Origin of the sequence: Achromobacter sp. RTa (assembly GCF_000757485.1) — a bacterium.
GTDB lineage: Bacteria > Pseudomonadota > Gammaproteobacteria > Burkholderiales > Burkholderiaceae_B > Achromobacter.
In genome coordinates, this window is record NZ_JPYO01000042.1 from 1,155,569 (window position 1) to 1,177,920 (window position 22,352).

The 22,352-nt window shown below is 66.7% G+C and carries 23 protein-coding genes; 16 read left to right on the top strand and 7 right to left on the bottom strand.

The genetic code is table 11. The annotated features are described in order from the left end of the window. Nucleotides 1-10: 10 nt before the first annotated feature. The 5 genes from lptB (at nt 11) to JL37_RS22835 (ending at nt 4,564) form a co-directional block, all read left to right on the top strand. Nucleotides 11-805 (top strand): LPS export ABC transporter ATP-binding protein, encoded by a 795-nt coding sequence (gene lptB / locus JL37_RS22815; RefSeq protein WP_043546932.1) that lies wholly within the window; start codon nt 11-13, stop codon nt 803-805. A gap of 200 nt (nt 806-1,005) precedes the next feature. Further along, nucleotides 1,006-1,344: a ribosome hibernation-promoting factor, HPF/YfiA family gene (gene hpf / locus JL37_RS22820; RefSeq protein ID WP_043546933.1), complete on the top strand. Its 339-nt coding sequence runs from the start codon at nt 1,006-1,008 to the stop codon at nt 1,342-1,344. Nucleotides 1,345-1,680: 336 nt separating this feature from the next. Then, the gene (locus JL37_RS22825; RefSeq protein WP_043546934.1) at nt 1,681-2,136 is read left to right on the top strand and encodes a PTS sugar transporter subunit IIA; all 456 of its coding nucleotides are present in this window, start codon (nt 1,681-1,683) and stop codon (nt 2,134-2,136) included. 21 nt (nt 2,137-2,157) lie between these two features. Further along, complete coding sequence (gene hprK / locus JL37_RS22830) at nt 2,158-3,084, top strand: HPr(Ser) kinase/phosphatase (RefSeq protein ID WP_043546936.1); 927 nt, start codon at nt 2,158-2,160, stop codon at nt 3,082-3,084. A 22-nt stretch (nt 3,085-3,106) separates the two neighbouring features. Continuing rightward, nucleotides 3,107-4,564, top strand: a complete 1,458-nt coding sequence (locus JL37_RS22835; RefSeq protein ID WP_043547208.1) for a PLP-dependent aminotransferase family protein — start codon at nt 3,107-3,109, stop codon at nt 4,562-4,564. Here the strand turns inward: JL37_RS22835 and JL37_RS22840 are convergent. Both JL37_RS22840 and JL37_RS22845 read right to left on the bottom strand, forming a co-directional pair. Next, complete coding sequence (locus JL37_RS22840) at nt 4,530-5,810, bottom strand: cytochrome c (protein WP_043546937.1); 1,281 nt, start codon at nt 5,808-5,810, stop codon at nt 4,530-4,532. The two genes, JL37_RS22835 and JL37_RS22840, sit on opposite strands and share 35 nt — an antisense overlap. A gap of 12 nt (nt 5,811-5,822) precedes the next feature. Continuing rightward, nucleotides 5,823-6,581: a c-type cytochrome gene (locus JL37_RS22845; protein ID WP_081955157.1), complete on the bottom strand. Its 759-nt coding sequence runs from the start codon at nt 6,579-6,581 to the stop codon at nt 5,823-5,825. A 184-nt stretch (nt 6,582-6,765) separates the two neighbouring features. On the opposite strand from JL37_RS22845, the gene rapZ reads away from it, so the two are divergent. Beyond that, entirely contained in the window at nt 6,766-7,638 is an 873-nt protein-coding gene (rapZ, locus tag JL37_RS22850) for an RNase adapter RapZ (RefSeq protein WP_043547211.1), read from the top strand. Then, the gene (locus JL37_RS22855) at nt 7,635-8,597 is read left to right on the top strand and encodes a septal ring lytic transglycosylase RlpA family protein (RefSeq protein ID WP_043546938.1); all 963 of its coding nucleotides are present in this window, start codon (nt 7,635-7,637) and stop codon (nt 8,595-8,597) included. Before rapZ ends, JL37_RS22855 begins: the two co-directional genes overlap by 4 nt. A 12-nt stretch (nt 8,598-8,609) precedes the next feature. Here the strand turns inward: JL37_RS22855 and JL37_RS22860 are convergent, their stop codons facing one another. After that, entirely contained in the window at nt 8,610-9,194 is a 585-nt protein-coding gene (locus JL37_RS22860) for a methylated-DNA--[protein]-cysteine S-methyltransferase (protein ID WP_043546939.1), read from the bottom strand. 4 nt (nt 9,195-9,198) lie between these two features. Continuing rightward, nucleotides 9,199-10,134, bottom strand: coding sequence for a 16S rRNA (cytidine(1402)-2'-O)-methyltransferase (gene rsmI / locus JL37_RS22865; RefSeq protein WP_043546940.1), 936 nt, complete (start codon nt 10,132-10,134; stop codon nt 9,199-9,201). Nucleotides 10,135-10,200: 66 nt separating this feature from the next. Between rsmI and JL37_RS30210 the strand changes: the two genes are divergently transcribed. The 4 genes from JL37_RS30210 (at nt 10,201) to JL37_RS22885 (ending at nt 12,587) form a co-directional block, all read left to right on the top strand. After that, nucleotides 10,201-10,686, top strand: coding sequence for a YraN family protein (locus tag JL37_RS30210; protein WP_043546941.1), 486 nt, complete (start codon nt 10,201-10,203; stop codon nt 10,684-10,686). 85 nt (nt 10,687-10,771) lie between these two features. Next, entirely contained in the window at nt 10,772-11,365 is a 594-nt protein-coding gene (locus tag JL37_RS22875; RefSeq protein WP_043546942.1) for a phosphoheptose isomerase, read from the top strand. Then, entirely contained in the window at nt 11,362-12,099 is a 738-nt protein-coding gene (locus tag JL37_RS22880; RefSeq protein ID WP_043546944.1) for a BON domain-containing protein, read from the top strand. The genes JL37_RS22875 and JL37_RS22880 overlap by 4 nt, the downstream gene beginning before the upstream one ends. After that, nucleotides 12,096-12,587, top strand: coding sequence for a TlpA disulfide reductase family protein (locus JL37_RS22885; RefSeq protein ID WP_043546946.1), 492 nt, complete (start codon nt 12,096-12,098; stop codon nt 12,585-12,587). The genes JL37_RS22880 and JL37_RS22885 overlap by 4 nt, the downstream gene beginning before the upstream one ends. 207 nt (nt 12,588-12,794) lie before the next feature. Here JL37_RS22885 and JL37_RS22890 read toward each other — a convergent pair whose 3' ends face one another. Then, nucleotides 12,795-13,583, bottom strand: a complete 789-nt coding sequence (locus JL37_RS22890; protein ID WP_043546947.1) for a MetQ/NlpA family ABC transporter substrate-binding protein — start codon at nt 13,581-13,583, stop codon at nt 12,795-12,797. A 265-nt stretch (nt 13,584-13,848) separates the two neighbouring features. Between JL37_RS22890 and argB the strand changes: the two genes are divergently transcribed. The 5 genes from argB (at nt 13,849) to JL37_RS22915 (ending at nt 19,077) form a co-directional block, all read left to right on the top strand. Next, a complete protein-coding gene (gene argB / locus JL37_RS22895) occupies nt 13,849-14,751 on the top strand; it encodes an acetylglutamate kinase (RefSeq protein ID WP_043546948.1) in 903 nt (300 codons plus the stop codon). A gap of 190 nt (nt 14,752-14,941) precedes the next feature. Continuing rightward, the gene (locus JL37_RS22900; protein WP_043546949.1) at nt 14,942-15,688 is read left to right on the top strand and encodes a pyrimidine 5'-nucleotidase; all 747 of its coding nucleotides are present in this window, start codon (nt 14,942-14,944) and stop codon (nt 15,686-15,688) included. Between the two features lie 54 nt (nt 15,689-15,742). Continuing rightward, nucleotides 15,743-16,318 carry a nucleoid occlusion factor SlmA gene (gene slmA / locus JL37_RS22905; protein WP_043546951.1) on the top strand — a complete coding sequence of 192 codons (576 nt, stop codon included), beginning with the start codon at nt 15,743-15,745 and terminating at the stop codon, nt 16,316-16,318. Nucleotides 16,319-16,521: 203 nt separating this feature from the next. Next, nucleotides 16,522-18,015 (top strand): DASS family sodium-coupled anion symporter, encoded by a 1,494-nt coding sequence (locus JL37_RS22910; protein WP_043546952.1) that lies wholly within the window; start codon nt 16,522-16,524, stop codon nt 18,013-18,015. A 12-nt stretch (nt 18,016-18,027) separates the two neighbouring features. Further along, nucleotides 18,028-19,077, top strand: a complete 1,050-nt coding sequence (locus tag JL37_RS22915) for an Ldh family oxidoreductase (protein WP_043546953.1) — start codon at nt 18,028-18,030, stop codon at nt 19,075-19,077. A gap of 201 nt (nt 19,078-19,278) precedes the next feature. Here the strand turns inward: JL37_RS22915 and rodA are convergent, their stop codons facing one another. Together rodA and mrdA are read right to left on the bottom strand one after the other, a co-directional pair. Beyond that, complete coding sequence (gene rodA, locus JL37_RS22920) at nt 19,279-20,415, bottom strand: rod shape-determining protein RodA (RefSeq protein WP_043546955.1); 1,137 nt, start codon at nt 20,413-20,415, stop codon at nt 19,279-19,281. Further along, the gene (mrdA, locus tag JL37_RS22925) at nt 20,412-22,340 is read right to left on the bottom strand and encodes a penicillin-binding protein 2 (protein WP_043546957.1); all 1,929 of its coding nucleotides are present in this window, start codon (nt 22,338-22,340) and stop codon (nt 20,412-20,414) included. Before mrdA ends, rodA begins: the two co-directional genes overlap by 4 nt. Nucleotides 22,341-22,352: the final 12 nt, after the last annotated feature.

Consider the following 22,352-nt stretch of genomic DNA (forward strand, 5'->3'; position numbering starts at 1 on the left):
CGCAGCCACGATGAACCAACCCTCAGTGCAGACTCCCGTGACCTCCGCCCCTTCGGGCGTCAAGCAGGGCAGCCTGCGCGCAACCGGCTTGCGCAAGACCTATAACGGCCGCACCGTGGTGCAGGACGTTTCCCTGTCCGTGGTCAGCGGCGAAGTCGTCGGCCTGCTCGGCCCGAACGGCGCGGGCAAGACCACCAGCTTCTACATGATCGTGGGCCTGGTGCCCGCGGACGCCGGCCGCATCGAGATCGACGGCGCCGCCATCACCGCGATGCCCATCCACAAGCGCGCGCGGATGGGGCTTTCGTACCTGCCCCAGGACGCCTCCGTGTTCCGCCGCCTGACGGTGGAACAGAACATCCGCGCCGTGCTGGAGCTGCAAATAGGGCCGGATGGCCGCCCGCTCTCCACAGCCAAGATCAATGAGCAGATGGAAGCCTTGCTGGAAGAGCTCCAGATCGGCCACATCCGCAGCAATGCAGCCATTTCGCTGTCGGGCGGCGAACGCCGCCGCGTCGAGATCGCGCGGGCGTTGGCCACTAGCCCGCGCTTCATCCTCCTGGACGAGCCCTTCGCCGGCGTGGACCCCATCGCCGTCATCGAAATCCAGCGCATCGTGCGGTTCCTGAAGGGCCGCGGCATCGGCGTGCTGATAACGGACCACAACGTCCGCGAAACACTGGGCATCTGCGACCGCGCCTACATCATCAGCGAAGGCAAGGTCCTGACCGACGGCCACCCCGACGAAATCGTGGGCGATCCCGCCGTGCGCCGCGTCTACCTGGGAGAGCACTTCCGCATGTAACGGGCGGCTCCGGGAAGACCCCTAGGAGCCCCAAGGACTCAGCCATAAAAATGCCATGTTCTTGCGTTAGGTCAGCTTGTTTTATCGGCCCGAGTCTATACACTAGTACTAAACGAACCCTCTCGATCAAGGAGAACGCCTAACGAACCAGCCGCGCTCTTTTGCGCACCTTTTTTCCTCTTTTAGAAGGAGAGCACACTATGAACCTGAGCATCTGCGGTCGTCACCTCGACGTCACCCCGGCCATCCGGGAATATGTCATGAACAAACTGGCGCGAGTGCTGCGGCATTTCGATCACGTCATCGATACCCAGGTCATGCTCTCGGTAGAGCCCCTGCGGCATAGAGCTGAAATCACCATGCGTCTAAGCGGTAAGGACATTCATTGTGAAGCTACCGATGAAAATCTCTATGCAGCCATAGATCTTCTTGCTGACAAGGTCGACCGTCAGGTCATCAAGCACAAGGACAAGGTACGAAGTCACACAGCGGAGTCCGTGAAGCGGCAAGCGGCGAATCTTTCGTCACCCCAGCAGTAACGCGCCTCACGATAGCTCGCCTGCGAGACTAACGAAACAGCGATTCTAGAATCCTGCCTCAGTCCCGGTGTCCCGCTAGACCACGAGTCCAGCCGGGGCATCGGCAAACTTCCCCCCTCTCCTCTGTCCCCCATTCCCGGCTCCGCCCGGCGATCCTGTTTTCCCCGATTCCAGACGTTTCCCGGCCCGCGAAGCTGCGCAGGGGCGCAAGAATGCCCACAATCCGCCACTATCGGTCTATGCTGTCGCTCTTGCCGCCCCACGGCGCCGCCCACGCAGAGGACGCGCCGCAGAGGCCGATTATTGCACTGCGTCATATAACCATATAATGATCCGATGAATCATTTGTCGCGCATCCTACCCGCCGGCAACGTCGTGCTCGATATGCTCGCAACGAGCAAGAAACGTGCGTTCGAGCAGGCCGGCCTTCTCTTCGAAAACAACCACGGCTTGGCTCGGGCGCTCGTGTTCGACAGCCTGTTTGCCAGGGAACGCCTGGGCTCCACGGCCTTGGGGCAGGGAGTGGCCGTTCCGCACGGCCGCGTGAAGGGCCTGGAGCAGGCGCTGGCGGCCTTCATCCGCCTCGCCCAGCCCATCGCCTTCGATGCGCCCGACGGACAGCCGGTCTCGATGCTGCTCTGCCTGCTGGTGCCCGAAGCTGCAACGCAGCAACACCTGGACATCCTGGCCGAACTGGCCCAGCTCATGTCCAACAAGGCATTGCGCGAGGCCCTGGCCACGGAAACCGATCCGGCCATCGTCCACAAGATGCTCACGACCGGCCAACTCTGATCTTCCCGCGGAAACGGTGCCATGCTCACGGTGCAGGAACTCGTCGACGACAACGCCGACAAAATCCCCTTTAACTGGATTTCAGGCCAGGGCGCAGCCGACCGCGCAATTCCCGACGACGGCATGTCGGCCGCGGACCTCGTCGGCCACCTGAACCTCATCCACCCGTCGCGCATCCAGGTGTTCGGCCAGGAAGAGCTGGCGTACTACACGCGCTTCGACCTGCGCCGCCGCATGCACCACATGGACGAGCTGCTGATCGGCGGCGTCCCCGCCATCCTGCTGGCCGACGGACTGACGCCGCCCCAGGATCTGGTCGACCAGTGCGAGCAGCACCAGGTGCCGCTGCTGTCCACTCCCGTGGCGGCCGCACAGCTCATCGACCTGCTGCGCATCTACCTGGGCAAGAAGCTGGCGCCCACGACCACGGTGCACGGCGTGTTCCTGGATGTGCTCGGCCTGGGGGTGCTCATCACCGGCGAATCCGGCCTGGGCAAGAGCGAACTGGCGCTGGAGCTGATCTCGCGCGGGCACGGCCTGGTGGCCGACGACGCCGTGGAATTCTCGCGCACCGCCCCCAACATGATCGAGGGCCACTGCCCGCAACTGCTGCAGAACCTGCTGGAAGTGCGCGGGCTGGGCCTGCTCGATATCCGCACCATCTTCGGCGAGACCTCCGTGCGCCGGAAGATGCGCCTGAAGCTCATCGTGCACCTGGTGCGCGCCACCGCGCAGGACAAGTTCGAGCGGCTGCCGCTGCAGGACATCACGCAGGACATGCTGGGCCTGCCGGTGCGCAAAGTGATGCTGCAGGTCGCCGCCGGCCGCAATCTGGCCGTGCTGGTGGAGGCCGCCGTGCGCAACACGATCCTGAAGCTGCGCGGCATCGACACGCTGGGCGAATTCATGGAGCGCCAGGCGATGGCGATCCTCCAAAGCAGCAAGTAAACGCGTGCCGCCCGGCGATGCCGTGAGCCTCTACGAGACCCTGGCGGCCGAGATCGCCAAATCGATACGCGACGGCGTCCTGCGCGCGGGCGACAAACTCCCTTCCGTGCGCGACGCCTGCGCGGCGCGGCGGGTCAGCCCCTCCACGGTATTCCAGGCCTATTACCTGCTGGAAGCCCGCGGCCTGATCCGGGCGCAGCCGCGCTCCGGCTACTACGTCAACGCGCCCGCGGCCTCGCTGCCGCCCGAACCGGGCGCGTCGAACCCGGACGGCGGATCGACGGAGCTCGCGATCAGCGAGCGCATCTTCGACATCCTCGGCTCCGTGCGCAACCGCGACGTCAAACCGCTGGGCTCGGCCTTCCCCTCGCCGCTGCTGTTCCCGCTGCCGCGGCTCGCCCAGGCGATGGCCGCGCACCTGAAGCGCCAGGATCCGCTCGACACGGTGGAAGACCTGGCGCCCGGCAACCCCGCCCTGCGCCGCCAGATCGCGCTGCGCTACCTGATCGGCGGCATCAACGTGCCCGCCAGCGACATCGTCGTCACCAACGGCGCGCTCGAAGCGCTCAATCTTTGCCTGCAGGCGGTCACCCAGCCCGGCGACACGGTGATGGTCGAAGCGCCCACCTTCTACGGCGCCCTCCAGGCGCTTGAACGGCAGGGGTTGAAGGCGCTGGAAGTACCCACCCATCCGCGCACCGGCGTCGACTTGGACGCAATGGAGGCCGCCATCCGGCGCCACGCGCCCAAGGCCTGCTGGCTGATGACCCAGTTCCAGAATCCGCTGGGCAGCCTGATGCCGGCCGACAGGAAGCGGCAGCTCGTGGAGATGCTGGCCCGCCATGGCATCCCCCTGATCGAAGACGACGTGTACGGCGAGCTGTACTTCGGACCCTCGCGGCCCGTGCCCGCCAAGGCCTACGATACCCAGGGGCTGGTGCTGCATTGCTCGTCGTTCTCGAAGTGCCTGGCGCCGGGCTACCGCATCGGCTGGGCCTGCGCCGGCCGCTATGCCCAGCGCGTGCAACGCCTCAAGCTGTCCTCGACGCTATCGGCGTCCGGCCCTGCCCAGGGCGCGATCGCCGAATACCTGGAACAAGGCGGCTATGACCGCCACCTGCGCCGCCTGCGCGAAACGCTGCAGGCGCAGCAAGCGCGCATGGCCGATGCGATCGCCCAGGAGTTTCCCGCGGGCACGCGCGTCACCCGCCCGCAAGGCGGCTTCTTCCTGTGGCTGGAGCTGCCTGCGCGGGTGGATGCGCTGACTTTGCATCGGCAGGCGCTGGAGCGCGGCATCAGCGTGGCCCCCGGCCCCATCTTTTCGGCCAGCGGCCAGTTCGGCAGCGCCGTGCGGCTCAACTACGGCCACCCCTGGGATGCCGGCGCCCAGGACGCGATCCGCGTGCTGGGCGAGCTGGCGCGCCAGGCCTGTACGCAGGCCCGGACTAGTTCCGCGTCGATGCCGCGCGCGCCCTCTTGACCTCCAGCGGCGTCACGCCGCCGGCTTCGTTGCCCCAGCTATTGCGGATGTAGGACACCAGCATGGCGATGTCGCCGTCGTTGAGCAGTTGCCCGAACGGCGGCATGCCATGGGGCCGCGGGTTCGCCGCCGTGGCGGGCGCATATCCGCCGTCGAGCACCATGCGGATGGCGTTGACCGGCGACGGCGCCGTCACGGTGGGATTGCCGGCCAGCGCGGGCCAGGCCGTGCCGCTGCCCTCGCCTGCCGGCTGGTGGCATTGCGCGCATTGCTGGCGGTAGATCTTGCCGCCCAGCTCCATCGCCGCGGGCGAGACGGGCGTCGATGGCGGATCCGCCGCCGGCACGGCGGGCAGGGACTTCAGATAAACGCCGATGGCCAGCGCGTCGTCGTCGCTCAGATGCTGCGAGCTGCCCAGGACCACCTCGGCCATCGGACCGCTGGCGCTGGAATGCTTGGACATGCCCGTCTTGAGCAGCGCGGCGATGTCCTCGGCCGACCAGCGCCCCAGCCCGGTCTGCATATCGTTGGTGAGCGGCGGCGCGTACCAGTCCAGCACCGGGATCTCGCCACCGCCCAGGGACTGGTCCGAACGCAGCGCGCCGAGGCGATTGCGCGGCGTGTGGCAGGCGGCGCAATGCCCCAGCCCTTCGACCAGATAACGCCCGCGGTTCCATTGCATCGACTGGCCCGCGTCGGCCTCCAGGACGCCCGGCTTGAAATACAGCGCCCGCCAGGCGGCCAGCAGGGCGCGCTGGTCGTACGGGAAATCGAGCTCGGGCGGCCGGCTGGGCTGGCTGACGGGAGGCACGCTGCGCAGGTAGGCGAACAGCGCGTCGGAATCCGCGCGGGTGACGCGCGTGTATTCCGTGTACGGGAAGGCGGGATAGAGCAGCGTGCCGTCCCGCGACTTGCCGTTGTGCAGCGCCTGCCAGAAATCATCGGCAGTCCAGGCGCCGATGCCGGTCTTTTCGTCGGGGGTGATGTTCGGGCCGTACACCGTGCCGAACGGCGTCGGGATGGCCGTGCCCCCCGCCAGCGCCTTGCCGCCCCGGCTCGTGTGGCAGGCCATGCAATTGCCGGCCGACGCGAGATAGCGCCCTCGCTCGATCAGGGTCGAGGCATCCGTGGCGGCCGCGGCCGGACCGGTGCTGGAATCGTCGCGCGTGCCCGCCCAATAAAGGCCGCCCGCCACCGCGACAGCCGCCAGCAGCAGGACCAACAGGGCTTTCTTCATGAGTTTCATCCGCTCGCCCGCCTACCGTTGTGCCTGGCTGCCGCATTCCGCGGGCAGGCGCAGCGCGCCTGCAGGTTCGGGCGCATAGGGTTCCACGACCGGCCGCGACGACAGCCATGCGGCCAGCGCGCCGATATCGGCGGGGGTGAGCTTGTTGGAGATGTCGGCCATGCAGTCCGGCTCGGCCGCGCGGCGCAGCCCGTTCTTCCAGCTGCCGATCTGCGAACCGATGTAGTCGCGCGGCAGGCCTAGCAGGCCGGGGATCGCGGGCTGCAGGCCGCCCAGGGCGGCGCCGTGACAGGACGCGCAGGCGGGCAGGCCGCGCGCCGCGTCGCCGTCCAGCGCCAGCCTGCGGCCGGCCTCCAGCGTGGCGGCGGACACCTCGGCGCGCGCCGGCGGCGGATACGGCACGTGCTGTTCGGAGAAGTACGCCGCCATTTCGCGCAGGTAATCATCCGGCAGGCCGGCCAGCAGATGGCTCATAGGGCGGTACTGGCGCCGGTCATCGCGGAAATTGAGCAGCTGGTGGTACAGGTATTCCTGCGGCTTGCCGGCCAGGCGCGGATAGTAGCCGTCGGTGCCGGCCCTGCCCTGCGCGCCATGGCAGGCCGTACAGGCGGCCACCCGGGCCGCCATGGTATCGGGAAGCAAGGGCGCCGGGGAAGCGTCCTGGGCCTGCGCGGGCGCTGCCGAAAAAACGACGGCGGCGGCAGCCACGAGAGCGGAGATTGCCCAAAACCGCGGCAGTGAAACACTACGAAAGGAAATGAGGGCTAACATCTAGGTCGAATTCCAATCCCCCGAAGCGCATGACGGCGGGGCGCGTATGTGAATCTGTCGAGTACCCGGCGCCAAGCTTACGCCAGGGCTGCCAGAAAGGTACAGGCGCAGATTCGGAGTTTACGGCCATATCAGATGCCATCCCGCCGGCATCGTCCTGGAAAAGCGTGCCACAATCATGTCCATGTTGAAAGTCGTCCTAGTCACCGGCATCTCCGGCTCCGGCAAGTCCGTCGCCCTGCGCATGCTCGAGGATGCCAGCTACACCTGCGTCGACAATCTGCCCGTAAGGTTCCTGACCGAATTCATCGCCAACGTCCGGGACGAAGGCCTGGAGCGGGTGGCCGTCGCCATCGACGTCCGCTCGCCCGGCGAGCTCGCCGAGCTGCCCGACGTGGTGACCGCGCTGCGCGCCATGGGCACGAGCCTGCGCGTGGTTTTCCTGGACGCCAGCACCGCGACGCTGGTGCAGCGCTACTCCGAATCCCGCCGCCGCCATCCCCTTACCGATCGCCTGCAGCGCGGCGGCACTGCTCCTTCCCTGACCGACTGTATCGCGCTGGAGCGCGAACTGCTGGCGCCGCTGCGCGAACAGGAACACGTCATCGACACCTCGGACCTGACGCCCGGGCAGTTGCGCGCCTGGATCCGGGACCTGATCCAGGCGGACCGCGCGCCGCTGGTCCTGACGTTCGAATCCTTCGCCTACAAGCGCGGCGTGCCCCGGGACGCCGACCTGGTGTTCGATGTGCGCTGCCTGCCCAACCCCTACTATGACCGCAACCTGCGGCCCCTGACCGGGCGCGACGAGCCCGTGGCCGCCTGGCTGGCCGGGTTCGAGCAGGTGGGGCTGATGATCGACGACATCGCCGGCTTCCTGAACCGCTGGCTGCCGCGCTACACGCAAGACACCCGCAACTACCTGACCGTCGCCATCGGCTGCACCGGCGGCCAGCACCGTTCCGTGTACGTGGTGGAACAGCTCGCGCTGCGGTTCGCCGACCACGACCCGCTGCTGGTGCGCCACCGCACGCAACTTCCCGACGAATCCGCATGACCCTGTCCCGTCCGCTCCGCCTGATCCTGATGTTGTCGCTGGCCATTGCCGTGGCCGCTTGTTCGTCCACCGGCGGCGGGCGCAAGAAAGGCGGCTACTACAAGGATGACGGGCCGGACTCGAATCCGCCGTCGAACCTGGACCAGGTGCCCGACGCGGTACCCAAGGTGGAACCGTACGCCAGCGGCGCGAACCGTCCGTACGTCGTGTTCGGCCAGCGCTACGTGCCCGACACCAGCGGCCAGCCCTACAAGAAACGCGGCATCGCCTCCTGGTACGGCAAGAAGTTCCACGGCAACTCCACGTCCATCGGCGAGTCCTACGACATGTACGCCATGACGGCCGCCCACACGACGCTTCCGCTGCCCAGCTACGCCCGCGTCACCAGCCTGGTCAACGGCAAGACGATCATCGTGCGGGTGAACGACCGCGGCCCGTTCCACAGCGACCGCATCATGGACCTGTCCTATGTCGCGGCATACAAGCTCGGCATCGTCGGCCCGGGCAGCGGTCAGGTAATCGTGGAAGCCATCCCTCCCGACGAAATACGGCGCCTGGCCTCGCAGGGCGCGCCTGCCGCCGCTCTCCCGGAGCCCGCCTCGGCGACCGGCTCCACGCCGGTGCTCGCCCCGGTGGACGCCGCGCCCGTCGCGCTCACGGCCGAGCCCCTGCCCGCGCCCGCTCCCGGTTCCGCGCCCGTGCGCCAGCCGGCCGCGGGCGGCCTCGGCAACGTCTATCTACAGGTGGGCGCGTTCAGCCAGCCGGCCAACGCGCAATCGCTGGTCAGCCGGATCAATAACCAGCTGGGCGCCGACGGCGCGCCGCCCGCCTCGATGGAACAGTCCAACAACCTCTACCGGGTCAAGATCGGGCCCTACCCCGACCGCCAAAGCGCGCTGAACGCCGTGCAGCTGGTGTCGGACCGCATCGGCATCCTGCCCAGCATCGCCGCGCAATAAGGAATTCCCTGGCTACCAGGGCAGCTCCGCCTGCCCGTCGCAGACACGGCGCGCCCGCGCGTTGCGGCTGCGGTACAGGTTGCCTTCGTGCGCCAGCAGCGCCTGCTTGCGCGGCAGCCCGCCGCCGAAGCCTGTCAGGGAGGTGTCGGCGCCGATCACGCGGTGGCAGGGAATGATGATGCTGATCGGGTTGCGCCCAACTGCTCCGCCGACCGCCTGCGCCCCCTTGGGCCGGCCCACCGTGCGGGCCAGGTCCCCGTAGCTGGCCAGCACGCCGAAAGCCAGGTCGCACAAGGCGTGCCACACCTGGTGCTGGAAAGCCGTCCCGACGGGATCCAGCGGCACGTCGAACGTGCGGCGCTGGCTGGCGAACCATTCGTCCAGTTCGCGGCGCGCCTGCTCCAGGATGGGATCGGACTCCGCAAGAACCCAGCCTTCGGCCGACGGCAGCAGGGCCTGGTCGGTGAACCAGGCGCCCCGCAGGCCCTTGGGGCTGGCGACCAGGCGCATGTCTCCCAAAGGCGTGGGCATGTCGCGGTAGGTGAGCCGCTCGGTGGGATCGGCGGGTTTGTTGGACACCACGGTTGCGTAGGTCATGGCTTTACTCCGCCGCCTTCTTGCGGGCCAGCGCCCGGTTGTACAGCACGTCCCGCGGCAGGCCCGAGACCTTGGCGGCGACGCGGGCGGCGTCGCGCAGCGACAGCGACTCCAGCAAGGCGTCCAGCAGCGCGTCGGTGCGGGGATCGGCGTCGTCCTGCTCCGGTTCGTTTTCGCGGGCGTGCGCGATCAACACGAATTCGCCCTGTTCGCGATGGCCGTCCGCCGCCAGCCAGGCCGCGCCTTCGCCCATCGGGAAGGTGGCGATTTCCTCGAAGCGCTTGGTGAGTTCGCGCGCCACGGTCAGCCGGCGGTCCGGCCCGCAGACCTCCAGCAGGTCGGCCAGGGTGGCCGCGAGCCGATGCGGCGATTCGAACATCACCACCGGCGCGGGCAAGGCGCACCACGTGCGCAGCCAGCGCTGGCGCGCCGCGGCCTTGGGCGGCGCGAAGCCCGCGAAGGCATAGGCCGGGTTTTCATCCGTGGTGACGCCGCTGCCCATCAGCGCGGCGATCACGGCGCTGGGGCCGGGCACCGGCACCACCTTGAAGCCGGCTTCGCGCACGGTGCGCACGATCCGGGCGCCCGGGTCGCTGACGGCGGGCGCGCCCGCGTCGGATACCAGGGCCACGCGCTGGCCCTGCTCCAGCCGTTCGCATATGGCCTGGGCTGCCGCGGCCTCGTTGTGGCGGTGAGCCGCCATGAGCGGCGTGCCCACGCCCCAGGCGTCCAGCAGCGTGCGGCTTGCCCGCGTGTCTTCGGCAGCGATTACGTCGGCCCGCTGCAGGGCGTGCCAGGCGCGCAGCCCCAGGTCGCCCAGATTGCCGATCGGCGTGGCCACGACATACAGCGTCGCAGCGGGCCAATGCTGCTCCGCCACGCGTTCGGCAACGCGGGACCAGGCATCTCCGGCTGGCGGGGGTGAGACATTTTGATTCATTGCAGCCTACTGACACGGAAAACCATGTCAGTGTAGCCGCCATTGCGCGCCGCCCCTGGAGTCCCCATGACGGATGAGACCTTGCGCCTGGCCTGCGAACTGGCCCTGGCCGCTCGCCGCCGCGCCGACAAGCGCCGCCGCCGCGCGGGGCGGCGGCCGCCCCCGGCCGATCCGCCTGCCCCGCGCCGCTCCCCCGCCCAGCGCGAAGGCGACCTCCACGAAGAGGCCGCGCTGCGCCTGTTGCAGGCGCAGGGCCTGACGCTGCTGGCGCGCAACCTGCGGACCCGCGCCGGCGAGATCGACCTGGCCATGCGCGATGGCGACGTCCTGGTGCTGGTCGAGGTCCGTTCGCGCGGCCGCACCCGCTACGGCGGCGCCGCGGCCAGCATCGGCCGTGAAAAACAGGCCCGCCTGGCCCGCGCGGCGGCCCACTGGCTGCCCGAACTGGCCCGGCGGCATTGGCGGGGAAAGCCGCCGCCCGCCCGGTTCGACGCGGTCGTCTTCGAGGCCGGCCGCCCCGAGTGGCTGCGCGGGGCGTTCTGGCTGCCCTGACGCCGCCCCAACCCGGTTACGCCCCCTCCGAAGCTCGTTACGCCTGGACAGAACAGGGTAACGGCACCGTGAGATAATCGCGGCCATGGATATGACCTCTCGTATGACGTCGCACTTTCGCGATGCCATGGCAGCGCATGAACAAAGCATGAACGTGCTGGCCGAGCCGCTGGCGATAGCGGTGGACGTGCTGTTCGGCGCCCTGGCGAACAATGGCAAGATTCTGGCTTGCGGGAACGGCGGCTCGGCCGCCGACGCACAGCATTTCATCGCCGAACTGGTGGGCCGCTTCGAGCGCGAACGCCTGCCCCTGGCCGGCATCGCGCTCAATACCGATACTTCCATCCTCACCGCCGTCGGCAACGATTACGGCTTCGACGAGGTCTTCGAGCGCCAGGTCAACGCCTTCGGCCAGGCCGGCGACGTACTGGTGGCCATCTCCACCAGCGGCAACTCCCCAAACGTGGTGCGCGCCATGGAAGCCGCCAGCGCCCGCGAAATGCACGTGCTTGCCCTGACCGGCAAGGGCGGCGGCGTCATGGGGGAACTCATTACGCCCATGGACGTCCATCTATGTGTTCCCAGCGATCGCACGATGCGCATCCAGGAAGTCCATATTCTGCTGCTGCACGCTCTGTGCGACGGCATTGACGCTCTTCTGCTTGGAGACACCGAATGATTTCTGACGTCCGCACCGCAGTCCGTCCTCTGATGCTCGCCGCGGCGCTGTCCACCGCCGCGCTGTCGCTGTCGGCCTGCGCGCCGTTGATCGTGGGCGGCGCCGCCGCCACCACGGCCGTCGTCGTGACGGACCGCCGGACTTCAGGCATCCAGCTCGAAGACCAGAACATGGCGTTCAAGGCGCAGAGCCAGATCTCGCAGAAGCTGGGCGACACCGCCCGCGTCAATGCCATGGCCTACAGCGGCCACCTGCTGCTGACCGGCGACGTGCCCACCGAAGAGGCCAAGAGCCAGGCAACGGCGATCGCCCAGGGCGTGGAAAACGTCAAGCAGGTCACCAACCAGCTGACGGTGGGCCCCATCGCCTCGTTCGGCGTGCGCTCCAACGACACCTGGCTGACCTCCAAGGTCAAGACCGCCCTGCTCAATACCAAGTACGTGCCTTCCGGCACCATCGCCGTCACGACCGACCACAGCGTCGTCTACCTCATGGGCAAGGTGACGCAGGCCGAAGGCGACTACGCCGCCAATGCCGCAGCCGATGTCGGCGGCGTGGCCAAGGTGGTTAAACTGTTCGAAACCATCAGCCGCGAGGAAGCGATCCGGCTGTCGAACAGCGGCTCCGAATCCAAAACCACGGAAACCAAAGCGCCCATCGAAAGCGGCGCCGGCGCGGCCAGCGATAGCTCTGGCGGCACGGGCGCCGGCGTAGAGGCCATGCCCATCAAATGAAAAAAGCCATCGTAGCGCTTGCCGTCCTGGTGGCGGTCGGCATCGGCGCCTGGTTCGTCCTGCGCCCCGCGCAGACCGCTCCCGACGTCACTTTCACCACCCTGGAAGGCAAGACCTTCTCCATGCAGGATCTGCGCGGCAAGGTCGTGCTGGTCAAGTTCTGGGCGACCAGCTGCGTGACCTGTGTGAAGCAGATGCCGGAAACCATCGCGGCCTACAAGGAATACGCCGGCAAGGGCTACGAGGCGGTCGCGGTCGCCATGGACTACGACCCGCCCAACTTCGTGCTGAATTTCGCCGAAACGCGCAAGCTGCCGTTTCCGGTGGCGCTGGACACCAAGGGCGACATCGCCCGCGCCTTCGGCGACATCCGCCTGACGCCCACGGCCTTCCTGATCGACAAGAAGGGCAACATCATCAAGCGCTACCTGGGCGAATACGACGTCGCCGAATTCCACGCCACGGTGGAGAAGGCGCTGGCAAGCTAGATCTTCCGCGTGTCTGACACCCGTTACGAAATGGCCACCAAGCTGAAGCAGGCCTTCCCGGGTGTCTGACACCGGCCGTATCTAAACGAACAACCGTCTGAATTCAGCCGGTGTCTGACACCCGGGAACACCGTACCGAATTCGTCAGATTGTCCCGTAAGGGTGTCAGACACACGGAAGGTAGGGCTTGTCAGACACTCGGAAGGTTTAGAACGCCGGAACCACCGCCCCTTTGTACTTTTCCTGGATGAACTTCTTCACTTCGGGCGTGTGCAGGGCATTGACGAGTTTCTTGATGCCCGGCGCGTCCTTGTTGTCCTCGCGGGTCACCAGGATGTTGGCGTAGGGCGAATCCGAACCCTCGATGAACAGCGCGTCCTTGGTCGGCACCAGCCCGGCTTCCAGCGCGTAGTTGGTGTTGATCAGCGCCAGGTCCACGTCGTCCAGCGAACGCGGCAGCATGGCGGCTTCCAGTTCGCGGAACTTCAGTTTCTTGGGATTCTCGACCACGTCCGCGGCGGTCGCGAGGATGTTGGACGGATCCTTCAGCTTGATCAAGCCCTGTTTCTGCAGCAGCACGAGCGCGCGGCCGCCATTGGACGGATCGTTCGGAATGGCGACGCTTGCGCCTTCCTTGAGTTCGGACAGGCTCTTGATCTTCTTGGAGTAGCCCCCGAACGGCTCGACGTGCACCAGGGCCACCGGCACCAGGTTCGCCTTGCGGTCCTTGTTGAAGGAGTCCAGGTACGGCTTGTGCTGGAAGAAGTTGGCGTCCAGCTGCTTGTCGGCCAGCTGCAGGTTCGGCTGCACGTAATCGCTGAACACCTTGATATCGAGCTCCACGCCTTCCTTGGCGAGCTGCGGCTTCACCACTTCCAGGATCTCGGCGTGCGGGACCTGGGTGGCGCCCACCACCACTTTTTCGGCATGGGCGGCGTTGGCAGCCACCAGGAAGGCCGACGCCACCAGGGCGGAGCGGACAAGATTCAAACGCATGTGTTGCCTCTTATATGGGTTAAAAATTGGGGACGAGCGTCCAGCCAATGCGGCCTTGCCCCCTTTTGCGGGGCCCGCCGTTGTGAAAACGCCCCCAATTTACCTGAATGCCGGTTACTTGTCGGGCATATGAACATGGGTTTAAAGCATAAGAAACCTGTGGGTACTACAATCCGTCGTATGCTTGCGCTACCGCGTTCAGAACGCGTTTTTGTGCAGGCATTTTTTCTAACCACTCATACGTATATTTGCCGACTTAGCTGCCATGACCGACACCCCCGACCCTGCTGCCGTTTCGTCTCCTGCTGTCAAAGCTGCCGTGCTGTCTGAAGCACTGCCGTATATCCGACGATTTCACGGCAAGACCATCGTGGTCAAGTACGGCGGCAACGCCATGACGGAAGAGCGGCTGCAGCGCAGCTTCGCCCACGACGTCGTGCTGCTGAAGCTGGTGGGGCTGAATCCGGTGGTGGTCCACGGCGGCGGTCCGCAGATCGACGACGCGCTGCGCCGCATCGGCAAGCAGGGCACCTTCATCCAGGGCATGCGCGTCACCGACGCGGAAACCATGGAAGTCGTGGAATGGGTGCTGGGCGGCCAGGTCCAGCAGGACATCGTCATGATGATCAACGAGGTCGGCGGCAAGGCCGTGGGCCTGACCGGCAAGGACGGCGGCCTGATCCAGGCCCGCAAGAAGCTGATGGACAACAAGGACAACCCGTCCGAGCCCATCGACATCGGCTTCGTCGGCGACATCACCACGGTCGAGCCGGCCGTGGTCAAGGCGCTGCAGGACGACCAGTTCATCCCCGTCATCTCGCCCATCGGCTATGGCGAGGACGGCACCGCCTACAACATCAATGCCGACGTCGTGGCCGGCAAGATGGCCGAAGTGCTGGGCGCCGAAAAGCTGCTGATGCTGACCAACACCCCCGGGGTGCTGGACAAGGCCGGCAAGCTCTTGCGCAGCCTGTCGGCCCAGACCATCGACGAGCTGTTCGCCGACGGCACGATCTCCGGCGGCATGCTGCCCAAGATCTCCTCCGCGCTGGACGCGGCCAAGAACGGCGTGAACTCCGTCCACATCGTCGACGGCCGCGTGCCGCATTGCCTGCTGCTGGAAATCCTGACCGACCAGGGCGTCGGCACGATGATCAGCTCGCATTGATGTCCCCCCCCGTAGCGCTGCGCACTTCCCCCCCGAGGGGGCGCCGCTGCGGACCGGCGGAGCCGGATCCGCGCGGCCCTGATTGGGGCGGCCTTGCCACATTGGGGCGCTTTGCCTGCCTTGCCGCATTGCCGGTTGGGATCTCTTCGATCGGTCCATCGGGGATGGCGCGCGGCGCCATGGGCAACTGATGAAGGCCCATCGCCAATTGCTGCGGCCCGCGGTGCGGCTGCGGCGCTCCCGGCGGACGACCGAAGGCGCTTCCGAGCGCCTGTGGCTGTTCGACCTGGACAACACGCTGCACGATACCTCGTACGCCATCTTCCCGAAGATCGACCATGGCATGACCATGGCCGTGGCCGAGGCCCTGGACGTGGACATCGACACCGCCAACCGCGTGCGCTCGATGTACTGGAAACGCTACGGCGCCACCATGATAGGCATGGTCAGGCACCATGGCGTGGACGCCCACGACTTCCTGCACCGCAGCCATGACTTCGACGTCGATTCCCTCGTGCGCGCGGAAAAGGCGCTTGCCTACAAGCTGCGGCGGCTGCCCGGCCGCAAGGTGCTGCTGACCAACGCTCCGCTGCATTACGCCCGCGCCGTGCTGTCCCGCCTGGGCATCCTGAACCAGTTCCACAGCCTGTGGGCGATCGAGCACATGCGCCTGCACGGCGAGTTCCGGCCCAAGCCCTCGCCCGCCCTGCTACGCTACGTGCTGGCGCGCGAGGGGGTCCCGGCGCACCGCGCGGTCCTGGTGGAAGACACCCTGGCGAACCTGCGCGGGGCGCGCCGGGTGGGCCTGCGCACCGTCCACGTATATCACCCCGGCACGCCTTTCGCCCGGGGCCGGTCGCAGCGTCCGGCCTACGTCGACTTGCGGGTAAACTCCGTCAGTGATTTGCTGTTACGCCGACGCCCCTTGCGGGGATAGCGGCGCGCTCCTCCTCCCCTTCACCGTCAAGCCTGCGCGAGAGCAGACACTTCCATGGCGAGCAAACCCGGCGAGCGCAAGACCCAAATTCTGCAGACCCTGGCCGAGATGCTGGAGCAGCCGCACGCGTCCCGGATCACCACGGCCGCCCTCGCCGCGCGCCTGGAGGTCTCGGAAGCCGCGCTTTACCGGCATTTCGCCAGCAAGGCGCAGATGTTCGAGGGGCTGATCGAATTCATCGAAACCAGCATCTTCACGCTGGTGAACCAGATCGCCACCGCCGAACCCTACGGCCTGGCCCAGGCCCACCAGACGGTGTCCATGCTGCTGACCTTCTCGGAACGCAATAGGGGCATGACGCGGGTGCTGACCGGCGACGCCCTGGTAACGGAAGACAACCGCCTGCAGGAACGCATCAACCACATCAACGACCGCATCGAGGCGTCGCTGAAGCAATCGCTGCGCATCGCGATCACCGACGGCGGCCTGCCGCCAGAAGCCAATGTGGCCGCCCACGCCAGCCTGCTGACGCACCTGGTGCTGGGCCGCTGGCTGCGCTATGCCCAGAGCGGCTGGCGCGTGGCGCCCACGCTGCACCTGGACGAACAGCTGCGCCTGGCGCTGGGCTGAGCGGCTTGCCGCCGGCGGGGGCCGACGAGCATAATGCCCACGGCAGGTTTTCCACAAGCGCCAACTTCGATTTGCTTGATCTGCATCAATACGGGTTTTCCACAATGCCGTCACGATCATCCTGTAGCGTCGACATGCCGAATTGGTAAATCCCGTGCTCGCGGGGCGGTGTGTCGTCAGTTTGACCTCAACCGGAGATGGATATGACCGCGCAAGCCGCCGTTCCTGCCTCGCAAGCCCCAAAGAAAACCAAAATTCCCATCGGACTGGTCGCCGGCATCGTCGTGATGATCGGCGTGCTGATGCTGCCCCTGCCGGCCGACCTGCCCGTCGCCGGCCACCGCATGCTCGCCATTCTCGCGTTCGCCGTGGTGGTCTGGATTACCGAAGCCGTGTCCTACGAAGCCAGCGCGATCATGATCACGACGCTGATGGCCTTCCTGCTGGGCACGGCTCCGACAATCAAAGACCCGCAGGTGCTCTACGGCACCTCGGCCGCGATCAGCATGGCGCTGACCGGCTTCTCGAATTCGGCGCTGGCGCTCGTCACGGGCGCCTTGTTCATTGCGGCGGCGATGACGTTCACCGGGCTGGACCGGCGCATCGCGCTGGTGACCCTGTCCAAGGTGGGCACGAGCACCCGCCGCATCCTGATCGGATGCATCGCCGTGACCATCGTGCTGAGCCTGGTCGTGCCCAGCGCCACCGCGCGCAGCGCAGCCGTGGTGCCCATCATGATGGGCGTGATCGCGGCCTTCGGCGTGGACAAGCGCTCGAACATCGCCGCCGGCATCATGATCATCGTGGCGCAGGCCACCAGCATCTGGAACGTCGGCATCCAGACCGCCGCCGCGCAGAACCTGCTGACGGTCGGCTTCATGGAAAAGATGCTGGGCGAACGGGTGGCGTGGTCGGACTGGCTGATCGCCGGCGCCCCCTGGTCGCTGATCATGTCGGCGGTGCTGATCGTCATCGTGCTCAAGCTGCTGCCGCCGGAAAGCGACAGCATCGCGGGAGGCAAGGAGGCCGTCGAGAAGTCCCTGCTTGAACTGGGCCCCATGACCGGCGCGCAGAAGCGCCTGATGGCCGTGTCGGTCATGCTGCTGCTGTTCTGGTCGACCGAGGGCAAGCTCCATCGGTTCGACACCACCTCGACCACCTACTTCGGCCTGGTCCTCCTGCTGCTGCCGCGCTTTGGCGTAATGACCTGGAAAGACGTGCAGTCGCGCATTCCATGGGGCACCGTGATCGTGTTCGGCGTCGGCATCAGCCTGGGCACCGCCCTGCTGACGACGCAGGCCGGCCAATGGCTGGGCAACCAGGTCGTGGCGCACACCGGCCTGGACCACCTTGGGCCGCTGGCCATCTTCGCGATCCTCGCCGCCTTCCTCATCATCATCCACCTGGGTTTCGCCAGCGCGACCGCGCTTACCTCCGCCATGTTGCCGATCCTGATCTCGGTGCTGGCCACGCTGCCAGGCGACTTCAGCCGCCTGGGCATGACCATGCTGCTGGGCTTCGTGGTCAGCTACGGCTTCATCCTGCCGATCAACGCGCCGCAGAACATGGTGTGCCTGGGCACGGAAACCTTCAACGCCAAGCAGTTCGCCAAGGTCGGCATCCTGGTCACCATCATCGGCTACGCGCTGATGATCCTGATGGGTATGACCTACTGGCGCTGGCTGGGTTGGCTGTAAGGAGGACGGACGATGAAACTATCGCTAGCCCAAGCCAACGAATACGGCCGCCTCGTGCTGATGGCCCAAGGCGTGCCCGAGGACATCGCCCGCGACGTGGCCGAGCACCTGGTGGAATCCGACCGAGTCGGCTATACCAGCCACGGCCTGTCCATCCTGACGAACTACAGGCGCGTGCTGTCCGAGGGCCTGGCCCGGCCGGACGGCCGGCCTGAACTGGTCAACGACCGCGGCGCGATGCTGGCCTACGACGGCCACCACGGGCTGGGCCAATACGTCGGCAAGGTGGTCATCGAGAAGGCCATCGAGCGCACCCAGGAGCACGGCCAGTGCATCCTCACGCTGCGCCACAGCCACCACCTGGGCCGCATGGGCCATTTCGGGGAGATGGTGGCGGCCAAGGGCCTGATCCTGCTGGCCTTCACCAACGTGATCAACCGTTCGCCCACCGTCGCGCCCTTCGGCGGCGCGCAGGCTTGCCTCACGACGAACCCGCTGTGCTTCGCCGGCCCCCTGCCCGGCGGCCGCCCGCCCTTCATCGTGGACATGGCCACCAGCTCCATCGCCGTGAACAAGGCCCGGGTGCTGGCCGCCAAGGGCGAGGCTGCGCCCGCCGGCTCGCTGATCGATGCCCAGGGCAACCCGACCACCGACCCGAGCGCCCTTTTCACCGACCCGCCCGGCGCCCTGCTGCCGTTCGGCGGCCATAAGGGCTACGCGCTGGGCCTGGTGGCCGAACTGCTTGCCGGCGTGCTGTCGGGCGGCGGCACGATCCAGCCCGAACACCCCCGCATCGGCGTGGCGACGAACAATATGTTCGCGCTGCTGCTGGATCCGCAGGTGGACTTCAATACGGACTGGCGGTCGATGGAGGTGGGCGCGTTCATCGACTACCTCCACGCCTGCAAGCCTCAGCCCGGCGTAGAGTCGGTGCAGTATCCCGGGGAATACGAAGCCCGGAACCGCGCGGTGAACGCGGATTCGGTGGAGTTCGATAGCCGGATCTGGGATGGATTGAAGGCGTTGGCCGTTGAGCTTGGAGTGCCGGAGGCGTTGCCGTAGGTCCTTTTGGCGGCGGTTTTTTGGTTCTTGAGACCGCCCGTCGCGGAGAAGGCCATGCCAGTGTCTGACACCCGTACGAGATGACATCACGGTTTGAAACAACGTTTCTGGGTGTCAGGCACCCCGAGGGAAGAGGCTGTTGCCGCGGTTGGTGTCAGACACCTGGAACACATCCGTCAGCAAGCCGCCCGCCAACAAGCGTCAGCTCTTCACCGACCGATGCCGGCTAATGCTCATCATGATGCCGAAAGCAATCCCCATGGTGAACAAAGCCGTCCCTCCATAGCTCATGAACGGCAAAGGCACCCCCACCACGGGCAGGATTCCCGTCACCATCCCCACGTTCACGAACACGTAGATGAACAGCATCATCGTCAATGCTCCGGCCAGCAGGCGCCCGAACTGCGACGACGCCCGCGACGCGATCGTCAGCCCGCGCGCCATCATCAGCCCGTACAGCACCAGCAGGGCGATGCCGCCGTACAGCCCGAACTCCTCGGCGTACACGGCGAAGATGAAGTCGGTGGTGCGTTCGGGGATGAAGTCCAGGTGGGTCTGCGTGCCCTTCATGTAGCCCTTGCCGTACACCCCGCCCGAGCCCACCGCGATCATCGACTGGATCGTGTGGAAGCCCTTGCCCAGGGGATCGGAGCTTGGATTGAGCAGCGTGCATACCCGGTGCTTCTGGTAATCGTGCAGCACGACCCAGTCCACGTCGGGTTCGCACAGCTGGTCCTCGTAGTAGACCAGCGTGCCGATGGCGATGATGCCGGCCAGCAGCACCGGCACCAGCAGCTTGAACGACAGGCCCGCGAAATAGATCACGAAAAAGCCAGCGCCGAACACCAGCAGCGCCGTGCCCAGGTCGGGCTGCAGCACGATCAGGCCGAATGGCGCGGCCAGCATCGCGGCGGCGGCCAGGAAGTCCCGGATCCGGACGGCGCCTTCGTGGCGCTGGAAGTACCAGGCAAGCATCATCGGCACGGCGATCTTCATCATCTCCGACGGCTGGATGCGGGTAACGCCCAGGTTCAGCCAGCGCGTCGCGCCCTTGCTGGTCTCGCCGAAGAACTCCACGCCCAGCAGCAGCACCACCCCCACCACATAGAATGGCAAGGCCAGCTTCATCAGCCACTTGGGCGGAATCAGGGCCATGGTCCACATCGCGAAGAAGGCGATGACGAAATTGCGCGATTGCTCGGCAAACCGCCAGTCGGTGCCGCCCACCGCCGAATGCATGACGGTAAGCCCCAGCGCCGCGAACATCAGCAGGATCGCCAGCAGCGGCCAGTCGAAGGCCGTGAACACGCGCAACAGGATGAGGCCCAGGCGTTTCATGGTTGACGCACCACCTCGGAAGCTATGGTTTCAACCGAGGCCACGGGGTCCGCGCGGTCGGGCCGCACGATCCTGTCCTGCCGGTCCTGGGCCAGCCAGTAGTCGAACACCTTGCGCGCGACCGGCGCGGCCACGCTCGCGCCCCAGCCGGCGTTCTCGACGATCAGCGCCACCGCGATGCGCGGATGCTCCAGCGGCGCGAACCCCATGAACAAGGCATGGTCGCGCAGGCGCTCGTCGATGGCGCTGGCGCGGTAATGGCCGCCACGCAGGCTGAAGACCTGGGCGGTGCCCGTCTTGCCGGCGGCCTGGTACGGCGTGTTTGCGAACGCGCGCCGCGCCGTGCCGACGCGCACCACGTCCGCCATGGCGTTCTTGATCACGTCGACGTTGGCCTGCTTGAGCGGAATGCGGTAATCCGGCGTGGATTCGGAGGGCTTGGCCTCGCCGCTGCGCGGATCGCGCACCGCGTGCACCAGGTGCGGGCGGCGGTACAGACCATTGTTGGCCAGGGTGGAGGTGCCTTGCGCCAGCTGCAGCAACGTAAAGGCGTTGTAGCCCTGCCCCACCGCCACGGAAATCGTCTCGCCCGCATACCAGCGCTGGCGCTCCTTGTCCTTGTAGGCCGACCGCTTCCACTCGGTGGACGGCAGCACGCCGCGCTTCTCGCCTTCCAGGTCGATGCCGGTAATCTGGCCGAAACCGAACTGCTTGGTGAAATCGTGCAGCGCGTTCACTCCGATCTCGGGGCCCAGGGAATAGAAGTAGGTATCGGACGACACCACGATGGCCTTGTGCATGTCGGTCATGCCGTAGGCCGCGCCGCCCGCATTGCGGAACTTCTGGCCGCCGAACTCGAAGTAGCCCGGGTCCGAAACCCGGTCCGTGGCCCGGCGCTTGCCCAGCTCCAGCGCGGCCAGGCCCACGAAAGGCTTGTAGGTGGAGCCGATGGGATAGGTGCCGTAGAGCGGCCGGTTGATGAGGGGATGGTCCGGCGATTCGTTCAGCATGCGCCAGTTGTCCACGTCGATGCCGTCCACGAACAGGTTGGGGTCGAAGGACGGCTGCGAGACGAAGGCCAGCACTTCGCCGGTATCGGGGTCGAGGGCGACCAGCGCCCCGCGCCGCCCTTCGAATGCCTCTTCGGCCACCTTCTGCAGGCCCAGGTCGATGGACAGCATGATGTCGGAACCGGGCACCGGATCGATCCGGCGCAGCGTGCGCATGGGCCGCCCGCCTGCCGTCACCTCGACCTCTTCCAGGCCGGTGCGGCCGTGCAGCTGCTCTTCCCAGGTCTTCTCGATGCCTTTCTTGCCGATGACGTCGGTGCCGCGATAGTTGCCCAGCAGGCCGGATCGGTCCAGTTCTTCGATATCGCCTTCGGCGATACGGCCGATATAGCCCACCACATGGGCGGCGGACACGCCCTGCGGATACTCGCGCACCCAGCGGGCGCGCAGTTCCACGCCCGGGAACTGGAAAGCGTGCGCGGCGAACCAGGCGGCCTCGGTCTCGTTGAGGTTGTTGCGCAGCTGCAGGCTGGCGTAGCGGCTGGATTCGGCCGCGCGGCGCTTGAAGCGGCGCTGGTCGGCCGGGCTGATGTACACGACCTCGGTCAGCCGCTCGAACAGCTCGTCCATGCTACCCGCCTTGGCCGGCACGACCTCCAGCGTATAGGTGCGGTAGTTGCGGGCCAGCACCTCGCCATTGCGATCCAGGATCTCGCCGCGGCGGGGCGGAATCGGCACGACCGCGATGCGGTTGCGGTCGGCGCGCTCGGACAGGCCTTCGTAGCGATCGACCTGCAGGTACCAGAACCGCCCGACCAGCACGCCGAAGCAGGCCAACGCGAAAATGCCCCCCACCCAGGCGCGCAGGCGGAAACGCTGCTTCTGCTGCTGGCCGGTTTTCTTGAACTCGAACATGACGCGGCGCCG